Source organism: Delftia sp. Lp-1 (assembly GCF_020523835.1).
Lineage (GTDB): Bacteria > Pseudomonadota > Gammaproteobacteria > Burkholderiales > Burkholderiaceae_C > Comamonas > Comamonas acidovorans.
In genome coordinates, this window is record NZ_JAJALJ010000003.1 from 659,478 (window position 1) to 671,329 (window position 11,852).

Consider the following 11,852-nt stretch of genomic DNA (forward strand, 5'->3'; position numbering starts at 1 on the left):
ACAAGAGGCCGCCCATGTCCGACAAGCTGCATTTCGTCTGCCCCCATTGCCACACCACCAACCGCATTGCGGCCGACCAGCTCGGCAGCGCGCCTGACTGCGGCAGCTGCCACCAGCCGCTGGTCACCGGCCAGCCCGTGGCGCTGGATGCGCAAAGCTTTGCCAGGCATGTGGGGCGCAGCCAGGCGCCGGTGGTGGTCGACTTCTGGGCGCCCTGGTGCGGCCCCTGCCGCATGATGGCGCCGGCCTTCGAGCAGGCGGCGCAGGCGCTGGCGCCCGGGGTGCAGCTGGCCAAGCTCGATACCGAAGCCCATCCCCAGGCTGCCGCGCCCTGGAACATCCGCAGCATCCCGACCATGGTGGTGTTCAAGGAAGGGCGCGAGATCGCCCGTGTCTCCGGCGCCCTGCCAGCCGGCGAGATCGTGCGGTGGGTGCGTTCGGTCGTCTGATTTCTCTGCAGGCCCAAGGTCGGGTGCCTTCAGGCCCGTCCTCAGGCCTGCACTTCGCCCGCCTGGTAGAAGCAATAGCCGCTGTTGCGCAGCGTCTTGACGGGTAGTTGCTGGCCGCTGGCCTCCTCCACCTTGCGGCGCAACCGGCGCATCTGGGTGTCCAGGCGGCGCTGGTCGTAGACCAGGTAGTCGCCGCCCAGGGCTTGCACGATCTTTCGGCGGCTCACCTCGGTGCCTGCCTGACCCATGAGGCACTGCAGCACCAGCAGGTCCTGCTGTGAGAGCGCGACCGGCGGGGCCGATGGGGGCAGCAGGCGGCTCGGACCCAGCTGCAACAGCCAGCGCGCCTGGCGCTGCTGCAGGCCCAGGCGGCGCACCAGCGCGGCCAGCGTGGCCTCCAGCTCGTCCAGATCACAGCCTTTGCCCAGATAGTGGTCGGCTCCGTTTTCCAGGCCGTCGATTCGGTTGGCGCTGGTGTTGTGCGCGCTGAACACGATGATGCCCAGTTGCTGGCCCTGCTGGCGCAGGCGCTGGATCAGGGCCAGGCCGCTGCCATCGGGCAGGCCGATGTCGATGATGGCCAGGCGGTGGCGCCGGGCGTCGAAGTGGCGGTCGAACTCCTGCAGGCTGGCAACGCATTGCGGCGCGTAGCCCAGGCCCTCCAGGAATTCACCCAGTTCATGGCGCAGCACGGGCTCGTCTTCGAGCAGGATCACATCAAGCATGGGGGGAAGGGGCGGAGCGGCGAGGCCGGGAGGCTGGTGTACGCTGGCGGCCCTGTAGTGGACCTCCGATGCGATATTACCGTGCAACCCTCCTGCTGCTGGCCTGGCTGCTGTGTCCGCTGCTGACCCAGGCCCAGGCGCTCCTGCTGAACCCCGATGTGCCGATGCTGGAGACCGCCGGTCAGTGGCAGCGGCTCGATGACGCCGCTGGCCTGCTCGACTCCGGGCAGGCCGACGCCGCCCCCGGATGGCAGCCGCTGCCCGGGCACCTGAACGCCAGCTTCACGCAGGCGGCGGTCTGGCTGCGCATGCCGCTGCAGGTGGAGCAGCCCGGCAGCTGGATGCTGCTGCTGGGCAATGCCCTGCTGGACGAGGTGGAGGTTCACGTGCGCAGATCCGGTGGCCCCTGGCAGTTGCTGGGGCGCAGCGGCGAAGAAGTGCCGCGCCACGCCTGGCCGGTGGACTACCGCAGTCCGGCATTCCAGTTCGAGCCCCCTGCTGCCGGGTCTTACGAGTTGCTGGTGCGCCTGCGCGCGCGCAACGCGCTCGTCACCCGCATCGATCTGTGGCAGCGACTGGCGTTCGACAACCACACGCGGCGTGAGGCCCTGTCGTTCGGCCTGTATTTCGGGTTGTACCTGCTGTTGATCGGCGTGCAGCTGGTGTTCTGGCTGGGCACGCGGGCACCCTTGAGCGGCCTGTTCCTGGCCTATCTCAGCGTCTGCGTGCTCAATGAGGTGGTGTCGCTGGGACTGGTGCAGCAGTTGACGGGCCTGCCCGGGTTCTGGAGCGACCGCCTGCTGGGATGCGGCATTGCCGCCGCCCTGGCGATCTCCATGCAACTGGCCTGCAGGCAGCTGGACCTGGCGTCGCTGTACCCGCGGCTGGTGCGCCAGATCGTGCCGCTGCTGTGGCTGTTCAGCCTGTGCTGCATGCTGCTGGTGGTGTCGGGGCACTACTCGGCGGGCATGATCCCGGTGCAGACCATGACCCTGCCGCTGGCCCTGGGCTTTCTCGCGTTCGCCCTTTGGCTGTGGCGGCGCGGCCATGCCCCGGCACGGTTCTTCATGCTGGCGTTCGGCATCTTCTATGCCGGCGTGCTGATCTCTTTTCTGCGCAACCTGGGCTGGCTGCCCATGAACGCGCTGACCGCGCTGGTGTCCACGCATGCGTCCGCGCTGGGCACCATGGCGCACATGCTGCTGCTCAGCGGCTGGATCATCGGCGGATACGAGCACAGGCGCCGCGTTCGAGAGCGGGAGCAGGTGCTGCTGGAGGCCGAGCTTGTGCAGCGCCAGTTGCGCGAGAGTGAACTCAGCGAGGCACTGGTGCTGGAGCGCAGGGTCCGCCAGGAGCAGCGCGACTTTGTCGCCATGGTCTCGCACGAACTGCGCACACCGCTGGCCATCATCCTGACCAGTGCGCAGCAACTGGCGCGCAATCTGGCGGCACCGCCCGACAAGACGCTGGCACGCAGCCGCAACATCCGCGAAGCCGCACAGCGCCTGCTGGCTCTGGTGGACGACTGCCTGGCCGACGACCGCATGGCCGACCCCCAGCCCCATGCCGAGCCACGCCTGCAGCCCTGCGACCTGCATGCGCTGGTAGATGGCTTGTGCCTGGACTTTGCGCCCGGCCGCATCGTCTGCCACCTGGGCGGGGGCACGCAGCAACTGATCACCGATGCCGGCCTGCTGCGCATCGCGCTGCGCAATCTGCTGGCCAATGCAGACCGCCACACGCCCGAGGGCGAATCGGTCCGCCTGGACGTGACCAAGCAGGCTGAGGGTCTGGAGATCCAGGTCTCGAATCCCGCAGAGCGGATCGCGCAAGAGGACCAGGGCCAGCTGTTCGAACGCTACTACCGGGGGAAAAACGCCAGGCAGCGGCCGGGCGCAGGCCTCGGTCTGTATCTGGTACGGCGCATCGCCGAACGGCTGGGAGGCAGCGTGACGCTGGTGTCCTGCGGCGGGGAGGTGCCCGTGTGCCTGCGGATGGCATTGCCTGCGCAGGCATTCGGCGAGTAAGGATCGATGCTCAGATTCGCTCAGATTCGTCTGGGCGATGCTTGCTAAATTCAATGGCAATTGTTTCCAATAGTTTCCAATTGAATCAGGCATGAAAAATACCCCACGGAATCTGGCGGCACTGCTAGCGCTTGCCGCAGCGCATTGCTTGCCCGCCTCGGCGATTGCTGCCACGACCACCACCGCGAACGTCAACGGAGCATTGAGCTTCAACGTGGCGTCCAACCCATTGGGCGGGCTGGCCAACTGCAACATTATTGTCGGCTCGCACAACTATGGCACGGCAAGTTTTACCACCGGAAATGCTGCAACCTATTCCTTCACGGGCACGGCTCAGGTGGGAACCAGCGACTCGTTTCTGGCCTTGTACAAAAACAGCTTCAATCCTGCCAACCCCACAGCGAACTTGGTGGGCTGCGATGACGACAGCGCTGGTGGAAGGCTGCCTCAATTTGTTGCCAATCTGGATGCAACGACCACCTATGTCATGGTCGCGACCACGTTCCCTGCGCAAGCCTTTACTGGCAGCGTGACTTTCTCCGCAGGCGTGGTGCCCAATATCACCCTGGCACCGTTGAGCGTGTCCATCGTTGCAACAGGCCAGTCCATGGTGGCGACCAGCGACAGCCCCATGCCCATCAGCTATGTCAGCAGCAACCCGTCCGTGGCCACCATTGATCCCGCCACGGGTGCCGTGACCTTGCTTGCCGGAGGGTCCACGCTGATTACGGCATCGCAGTCCGCCCAGGCCGACCCACTGCCCTTTGCCGCAGGGAAGAAAACGGCCATGCTGACGGTGACACTGCTGCCGAACAACATGGCCCTGGCCCCGCAGAGCGCCCCCGTGGGCGCGACCGGCAAGTCCATGGTGGCGACCAGCGACAGTCCCGCGCCCATCAGCTATGCCAGCAGCAATCCTGCCGTGGCGACCATCGATCCTGCCACGGGCGCTTTGACGCTGCTTTCCGCCGGCACCACGACCATCACGGCCTCGCAGGCCGCACAGGCCGGCTTTGCCGCAGCGACGAAAACGGCGTTACTGACGGTGACGCGCCTGCCAGCCAACATCACCCTGGCCCCGGCAAGCGCCGCTGTGGGCGCGACCGGCAAGACCATGGTGGCAACCAGTGACAGTCCCGCCCCCATCAGCTATGCCAGCAGCAATCCGGCCGTGGCGACCATAGACCCCGCGACGGGAGCGTTGACGCTGCTTTCCGCCGGAACCACGACCATCACAGCGTCGCAGGCTGCCCAGGCCGGCTTTGACGCAGGCACACAAACGGCCTTGCTGACGGTCACGGCTGCACCTGTGCCCGTGCCCCAGCCGGTGCCCACGCTTTCCGAGTGGGCCATGATGTTGATGGCCTCGCTGCTGGCCATGGCCGGTGTGCGCAAGCTGCGTCGCCGCGCCTGATGCCGGCTCTTCAAGCCCTGGCCAGCCAATCGGCCACGGCCTGGGCGCGGGCTGCCTGCACGGCCTCGCCTATGGCCTTGCCCTGTTTGCCGCGCGCAGCGGCCTGGGCCGCGATGTCCGAGGTGGAGATGGACAGCGCGGCAGCCAGCGCATCGCGCAGGCGGGCGCTCTGGGGATAGGGCCGGTCCTCGAAACCCAGACGCCCCCGCGCGTCGCATTCACAGGCCGCAAGGGCCTGCTCGAAGCGCGCGGGCTTGCGGATGGCGTCGCAGCGCTCCAGCAGGCGCACGATGGCGGCGCCGTTGAGCTCGCCGCTGCGGTGGATGTTGCCGTGCTCGCGCGCCACCACGTCGCCCAGTTCGCGGCAGTCGGTGGGTACGCGCAGCCGCTCGCCCACCTTTTCGGCCAGGCGGGCGCTGCGGTGCTCGTGTCCTATGTGGCGCGGCAGCACATCGGCCGGGGTCGTGCCCTTGCCCAGGTCGTGCACCAGGCAGGCGTAGCGCACGGGCAGCGGGGTGTCCAGCTGCGCGGCCATGTCCAGCACCATCATGGCGTGCACGCCGGTATCGACCTCGGGGTGGTATTCGGCGCGCTGGGGAACGCCCCACAGGCGCTCCAGCTCGGGCAGCAGCACGGCCAGCGCACCGCATTCGCGCAGCAGCTCGAACATGCGCGAGGGCCGGCGCTCCATCAGGCCCCGGCTGATCTCCTGCCAGACGCGTTCGGGCACCAGGGCATCCACCTCGCCAGCGGCCACCATCTCTTGCATCAGGGCCATGGTTTCCGGTGCCACCGTGAATTCGTGGAACCGTGCCGCAAAGCGCGCCACGCGCAGGATGCGCACCGGGTCTTCGCGAAAGGCATCGGTCACATGGCGCAGCACCCGGGCCTGCAGGTCGGCCTGGCCGCCGTAGGGGTCGTCGATGGCGCCTTTGCCATCCCAATCCGCGGGGGCGGCCATGGCGTTGATGGTCAGGTCGCGCCGGGCCAGGTCCTGCTCCAGCGTGACGTCGGGCGCCGCCTGCACGACGAAGCCGCGGTAGCCCGGCCCGCTCTTGCGCTCGGTGCGCGCCAGGGCGTACTCCTCGTGGGTTTCGGGATGCAGGAAGACGGGGAAGTCCCGTCCCACGGGCATGAAGCCGCGCTCGGCCATCTGCTCGGGCGTGGCGCCGACCACGACCCAGTCGCGGTCATGCACGGCCCGCCCCAGAAGGCGGTCGCGCACCGCGCCGCCCACCATGTACACCTGAAATTCGCTCATCCCGCAATGGTACGGCCTGGGCGGTGACATGATGGCGGGCTGCGCCGGGCGCCGAGGGGCGCCGCATGCCGATTTTCCATTTGGAGACAAAACCATGGCTTGGTCCTTTAGACCGCGTGTTCCCGCCCTGATCCTGGGCCTGGCGGCTGCCGGCCTGCTGTCCGCAGCCAGCGCCGCACCGCTGGCCGACACCACCCGCCAGGCGGCCCGTGCCAGCCTGCATGAATGGGTCGAGGTGCTGGCCCTGCCCAACGATGCCAATGTGCCGGCCGACATCCAGAAGAACGTGGCCTGGTTTGCCAAGGCCTTCGAGCGGCGGGGCTTCGAGGTGCGGCAACTGCCCAATGGCGACAAGCCCATGCTCATGGCCACGCTGCCGTCGGCTGGGCCCGGGCGCAAGACCGTGCTTTTCTACGCCCACCTGGACGGCCAGGCCGTCAAGCCCGAGGAGTGGCAGCAGGCCAGCCCCTGGCAGGCCACGCTCAAGCAGCGCCAGCCGGATGGCCGCTGGGCCGCGCTGCCGCTGGAGCAGCTGTACGGCGAGCAGCCCGATCCGCAGTGGCGCGTGTTTGCGCGCTCGTCATCGGACGACAAGGCGCCCATCGTCATGCTGCTGGCGGCGCTGGATGCGCTCAAGGCCCAGGGCAAGCAGCCGGGCGTGGACATCAAGGTGCTGCTGGATTCCGAAGAGGAAAAGGGCTCTCCCACGCTGGGCCGCGTGATCGGCGAGAACCTGGGCGCGCTGAAGTCCGACGCCATGGTGGTGCTCGACGGCCCCATGCACGCCAGCAACCGGCCCACCCTGGTGTTCGGCAACCGGGGCATTGCCCAGGCCACGCTCACTGTCTATGGCGCCAGCCAGGAGCTGCACAGCGGCCACTACGGCAACTACGCGGCCAATCCGGCCCAGACCCTGGCGCGCCTGCTGGCCAGCATGAAGGGCGATGACGGCAAGGTGCTGATCCAGGGCTACTACGACGGCATCGAGTTCGATGCGCAGGCACGCGAGGTGATGCAGGCCGTGCCCGACGACGAGGCCGCCCTGCGCAAGCGCCTGGGCATTGCGAAGGCCGAGACCGTGGGACGCAACTACCAGGAGTCCATGCAGTACCCCTCGCTGAACGTGCGCGGCCTGCAAAGCGCCGAGGTGGGCAGCAAGGCGCGTACCGTGGTGCCCTCCGTGGCCGTGGCCGAGATCGACATGCGCACCGTGCCCGAGACGCCTCCCGAGCGGCTGGAGAAGCTGTTGCGCACCCATATCGAGGCGCAGGGCTTCCATCTGGTCGATGGCCCGCCCACGGCCGAGCAGCGTGCCAGCCACCCCAGGCTCGCCACCCTCAAGCTGGGCGGTGTATCAGCCTCCGGCTCTGCCGTTCGCACACCGCTGGACGCCCCTGTCGGCCAGTGGCTGCGCAAGGGCATGAACAAGGCCTGGGACAGCGACCCGGTGCAGATCCGCATGATGGGCGGCACCGTGCCCACGGGCGCGGCCGTGCAGGCGCTGAAGATTCCCTTCGTCATCGTGCCCCTGGTCAATGCCGACAACAACCAGCACAGCTTTGACGAGAACATGCGCCTGGGCAACTACTTCGATGGCGTGCACAGCCTGGTGCATCTGCTGGCCGAGCCGTTCTGACAGGCGGCAGACTGGCAGCAGACAGGAGGCACTCAGCCTGCTGCAGCCGTGCGGTACGGTTCCTCGAATGGCCGGAAATCATGCTCGGCCAGTGCGCCCTGCACCCAGTCCTGCACGCCCGGCAGGGCGCGCACGCGGCGCACATAGGCGTCGATGGCCGGTGCCACGGGCAGCTCATAGGTCGCCAGGCGCATGCACACGGGGGCGAAGAAGGCATCGACGATGCTGAACTGGTCGTACAGCATGGGGCCGCTGGCCGTGGACAGCAGCGGTTGCCACAGCTCGGACAGGTGCTGCACATCGTCGCGCAGTGCGACGTTCTCTGCCCATAGCCGCGCGCCGACCTCGGGCAGCTGGGCCTCGATGTTCATCGGGCACAGCGAGCGCAGGGCGCCGAAGCCGCTGTGCATCTCGGCGCAGAGGCTGCGCGCGCGGGCGCGGTTCAGCGCCAGCGTGGGCCACAGGTGCTTTTCAGGGAATTTCTCGGCCAGGTACTCGCAGATGGCCAGGCTGTCCCAGATGGCCATGCCTTCATCCATGAGCACAGGCACGCGGCCCGAGGGCGAGAGCGCGCGGGCGCGCTGCTTGAAGGCGGACTGCTCCTCGAAGCTGTCAAAGCGCAGCATGACCTCTTCGAAAGCAATGCCGGCCTGGCGCATCAGCACCCAGGGGCGCATGGACCAGGACGAATAATTCTTGTTGCCGATATAGAGCGTGAGCATGGCCGCAACCTCCGCGATAGGCCCTACAGCTTAGCAAGCATGGCAGGAAAACCCATGTAGGAGCCGGGCGCTGCCTGGGCGCGCTCTAATGCGTGCCATGCAAAACGATAGCTCTTCTCCCCAGGCGCCAGCGGCGCGCCACACGGCTGCGCTGGTCCTGTTTTCCGGCGGCCAGGATTCGACCACCTGCCTGGCGCAGGCGCTGTCGCTGTACGAGCGCGTCGAGACCCTGGGTTTTGACTATGGCCAGCGCCACAGCGTGGAAATGCAGGTGCGCCAGCAGGTGCGCGAGCGGCTGTCCAGGGACTTTCCCCAATGGGCTCCGCGCCTGGGCGATGACCATGTCCTCTCGCTGGACGTGCTGCAACAGATCGGCGGCTCCTCCCTGACCGAGGACGTGGCCTTCGCCATGCAGGCCGACGGCCTGCCCAACACCTTCGTGCCCGGCCGCAACCTGCTGTTCCTGACCCTGGCCGGCGCGCTGGCCTACCGGCGCGGCCTGTCGGTGATCGTCACCGGCGTCTGCGAGACCGACTACTCCGGCTACCCCGACTGCCGAGACGACACCATGAAGGCCATGCAGCTCGCCCTGAACCTGGGCCTGGAGCGGCGCCTGCGCATCGAAACGCCCCTGATGTGGATAGACAAGGCCCAGACCTGGCAAATGGCCCACGACCTGGGCGGCGACACCCTGGTGGACCTCATCCAGCGCGACACCCACACCTGCTACCAGGGCACGCGCGAGACGCTGCACGACTGGGGCTACGGCTGCGGCACCTGCCCCGCCTGCGACCTGCGCTCGCGCGGCTGGAAGCAGTGGCAGGTACAGCGCGCACAGGCCAGCTAGGCGCCGGCAAAGAGCCATCTGGCGCAGCGCGCAAAACCGGCGCGGCCCAAGGCGAGGGACACCGAGCAAGGGCCGCCCCGCAGCGAGGGTGTCGTCCCCCTCCCTTGCGAAGCAAGTAGAGAGGGGGAAGGCGTGCAGCGCCTCAGGGGGTGCTTTTTCTACACCGGCCAGACGACCCCATGGTCATTCAGGATGGCATCCAGCGGCAGGTCATGCGGCTCGGGCTCGAACTCGTCCACATAGCCGCAGCCGTAGCCCAGGCCCACGGTGAAGGGCTTGGGCTGCAGTTCGGCCAGGGTGCGGTCGTAGAACCCCCCGCCATAGCCCAGGCGGTAGCCGCCGGCCGCGTAGCCCACGCAGGGCACGAACAGCAGGGTGGGGGTCAGGGTCTCGGTGTCCTTGGGCTTGGGAATGCCGTAGGCATCCTCTTCCATGGGACAGCCCGGGTACCAGGCGTGAAAGCTGAGTGTCTTACGCTGCTTGTCAATCACCGGCAGTCCGATTCGGCGCCTTTGTGGGGTACCCTGTAGCTCGCCATCTTCCTTCCAGCGGTGAAGCGCGGGCAGCGGATCGAACTCTCCCTTGATCGGCCAATAGGCGCCGATCACGGTGTCGGGCCGCTGTATCAGCCAAAAGCGCATGACCTGTTGCAGTGCGTCGGCGCGCTGCAGTCGGTCGGGAAGATTGAGGCGCTGGTCTATCAAGCTGCGGCGCAGGGCTGCTTTGTCCATCAGATAATTTCCTCCATGCACTGGCTGAAGATTTTGACACCGCTTTTGGCGGCTTCCCTCTGGACCACCGCAGCCACGCCTGCGCTGGCGCAAAACCGTGGCGACGATGTCTTGCTGGAAATGCAGCAGGCCTTCCGCAAAGGCGACAAGGCCAAGCTCACGCAGCTGCTGCCTTCTGCGCGTGGCCATGTGCTCGAACCTTGGGCCGCGTACTGGGAACTCAAGGCCCGGCTGGATGAAGCCAGTGCCGATGAGATTCTGGGGTTTTTCAAGCGCTGGCCCGGCACCTACCAGGAAGACCGGCTGCGCAACGACTGGCTGCTGCTGCTGGGGCAGCGCCGCGACTGGGGCATGTTCGACCAGGTGCATGGTGCATTTCGCATGCGCGATGACCGCTCCGTCAGCTGCTACGCCCTGCTGATCGACAGCATCAAGGGCCAGCCTGCTGCCAACCTGGGCCAGCAGGTGCGCGACCTGTGGTGGGCCCAGCGCGACGCCGACGACGGCTGCACCTACGCCGCCGGCGAGCTGTACGCGGCCAAGCAGATCAGCGAACCCGAAGTCTGGCGCAAGGCGCGCCAGGCGGCCGAGGCCAATCGCCAGAAGGCCACGCGCGATGCGGTGGCCATCGTCGCTCCCGAGGCCTTGCCCCAGGTGGCGCAGGTCTTTGCCTCGCCCGCCAAGTACCTGGCCGGACAGACGCGCGTGCGCGGTGCCGTGCCCAAGGAGCTGGCGCTGCTGGCGTTGATCCGCATGGCCTCCAGCGACCCGGCGGCGGCGGCCACCCAGCTCGAAGGCGGCTGGGGTGCCCGGCTGACGGCCGAGGAGAACAACTGGGCCTGGGGCGTGATCGGCAAGCAGGCAGCACTCAAGCTGCAGCCCGAGGCGGCGACCTATTTCGGCAAGGTGCGCAAGGACGGCGACCTCAGCGATGAACTGCTGGGCTGGAAGGTGCGTTCCGCGCTGCGCGCCGGCGACTGGCGCACGGTGCGCCGCGCCATCGACGCCATGGGTGCCGAGCGTACCGATCCCACCTGGACCTACTGGAAGGCGCGTGCCCTGCTGTCAGGCCGCCCCAGCGAGCAGGAGCGCTCCGAGGCGCGCCAACTGCTGGAGGACATGGCCGGCCCCGGCAGTTTCTACGAGCAGCTGGCGCTGGAGGATATCGGCCAGCGCGTGGCGGCGCCACCTCCGCCTGCGCCGCCCACGGCACAGGAGAAGGCCGCCGCCCGCGCCAACCCCAGCCTGGTGCGCGGCCTCTACGCCATCCAGAACGGCCTGCGCAGCGAAGGCGTGCGCGAATGGAACTACGCCACCAACCTGCACCAGGCCGGCGGCATGAGCGACCGCGAACTGCTGGCCGCCGCCGATCTGGCCTGCCAGCAGCAGGTCTGGGACCGCTGCATCAACACCAGCGAGCGCACCCGCAGCTTTGCCGACTGGAACCAGCGCTTTCCCATGCCTTTCCACGACACGGTGCTGGCGCGCTCGCGCTCCATCGGCCTGGACCCGGCCTACGTCTATGGCCTGATCCGCCAGGAAAGCCGCTTCATCATGGACGCCCGCTCGGGCGTGGGCGCCTCGGGCCTGATGCAGGTCATGCCGGCCACGGCCCGCTGGACGGCGCGCAAGATCGGCATGACGGACTTTTCCCCGTCCATGATCAATGACCGCGAGGTGAACATCACCATCGGCACCGCCTATCTGAAGCTAGCGCTGGACGATTTCGACGGTTCCATGGCGCTGGCTGCGGCCGGCTACAACGCCGGTCCCGGCCGCCCGCGCAACTGGCGCAACGGCCCGGTGCTCGACGCCGCCATCTGGGCCGAGAACGTTCCCTTCACCGAGACGCGCGACTACGTGAAGAAGGTGCTGTCCAACACCACCAACTACGCGGCGCTCATCACGGGCCAGCCCCAGTCGCTCAAGAGCCGCCTGGGCACCATCGGCCCCCGCGATGCAGCCACGCCCGACCCCAGCAAGGACCTGCCCTGAGCCGCACTTGACATTCCTGCGGGGTGCAGCGTCGCCTGGCGTTGC

At 67.8% G+C, this 11,852-nt stretch carries 10 protein-coding genes; 6 read left to right on the forward strand and 4 right to left on the reverse strand.

Annotated elements, in window-relative coordinates; translation table 11 throughout:
• Positions 1-14: 14 nt before the first annotated feature.
• Entirely contained in the window at positions 15-449 is a 435-nt protein-coding gene (gene trxC / locus LGR64_RS24005) for a thioredoxin TrxC (protein WP_012203184.1), read from the forward strand.
• Positions 450-490: 41 nt separating this feature from the next.
• Here the strand turns inward: trxC and LGR64_RS24010 are convergent, their stop codons facing one another.
• The gene (locus tag LGR64_RS24010; protein ID WP_013804275.1) at positions 491-1,174 is read right to left on the reverse strand and encodes a response regulator transcription factor; all 684 of its coding nucleotides are present in this window, start codon (positions 1,172-1,174) and stop codon (positions 491-493) included.
• 68 nt (positions 1,175-1,242) lie between these two features.
• Between LGR64_RS24010 and LGR64_RS24015 the strand changes: the two genes are divergently transcribed.
• On the forward strand, positions 1,243-3,201 hold the full coding sequence (locus LGR64_RS24015; protein ID WP_230357169.1) for a sensor histidine kinase: 1,959 nt from the start codon (positions 1,243-1,245) through the stop codon (positions 3,199-3,201).
• A 529-nt stretch (positions 3,202-3,730) separates the two neighbouring features.
• On the forward strand, positions 3,731-4,615 hold the full coding sequence (locus LGR64_RS28645) for an IPTL-CTERM sorting domain-containing protein (protein ID WP_161787014.1): 885 nt from the start codon (positions 3,731-3,733) through the stop codon (positions 4,613-4,615).
• Between the two features lie 10 nt (positions 4,616-4,625).
• Here the strand turns inward: LGR64_RS28645 and LGR64_RS24025 are convergent, their stop codons facing one another.
• Entirely contained in the window at positions 4,626-5,876 is a 1,251-nt protein-coding gene (locus LGR64_RS24025) for a multifunctional CCA addition/repair protein (RefSeq protein ID WP_230357171.1), read from the reverse strand.
• Positions 5,877-5,970: 94 nt separating this feature from the next.
• Between LGR64_RS24025 and LGR64_RS24030 the strand changes: the two genes are divergently transcribed.
• The gene (locus LGR64_RS24030) at positions 5,971-7,512 is read left to right on the forward strand and encodes a M20/M25/M40 family metallo-hydrolase (RefSeq protein WP_230357173.1); all 1,542 of its coding nucleotides are present in this window, start codon (positions 5,971-5,973) and stop codon (positions 7,510-7,512) included.
• Positions 7,513-7,544: 32 nt separating this feature from the next.
• Here LGR64_RS24030 and LGR64_RS24035 read toward each other — a convergent pair whose 3' ends face one another.
• Positions 7,545-8,234: a glutathione S-transferase family protein gene (locus LGR64_RS24035; protein WP_012203189.1), complete on the reverse strand. Its 690-nt coding sequence runs from the start codon at positions 8,232-8,234 to the stop codon at positions 7,545-7,547.
• Between the two features lie 97 nt (positions 8,235-8,331).
• On the opposite strand from LGR64_RS24035, the gene queC reads away from it, so the two are divergent.
• Positions 8,332-9,081: a 7-cyano-7-deazaguanine synthase QueC gene (gene queC / locus LGR64_RS24040; RefSeq protein WP_230357175.1), complete on the forward strand. Its 750-nt coding sequence runs from the start codon at positions 8,332-8,334 to the stop codon at positions 9,079-9,081.
• Between the two features lie 158 nt (positions 9,082-9,239).
• Here queC and LGR64_RS24045 read toward each other — a convergent pair whose 3' ends face one another.
• Positions 9,240-9,812, reverse strand: a complete 573-nt coding sequence (locus tag LGR64_RS24045; RefSeq protein WP_012203191.1) for a 5-formyltetrahydrofolate cyclo-ligase — start codon at positions 9,810-9,812, stop codon at positions 9,240-9,242.
• Positions 9,813-9,827: 15 nt separating this feature from the next.
• On the opposite strand from LGR64_RS24045, the gene LGR64_RS24050 reads away from it, so the two are divergent.
• Positions 9,828-11,807, forward strand: a complete 1,980-nt coding sequence (locus tag LGR64_RS24050) for a lytic transglycosylase domain-containing protein (protein WP_088166003.1) — start codon at positions 9,828-9,830, stop codon at positions 11,805-11,807.
• Positions 11,808-11,852 lie beyond the last annotated feature (45 nt).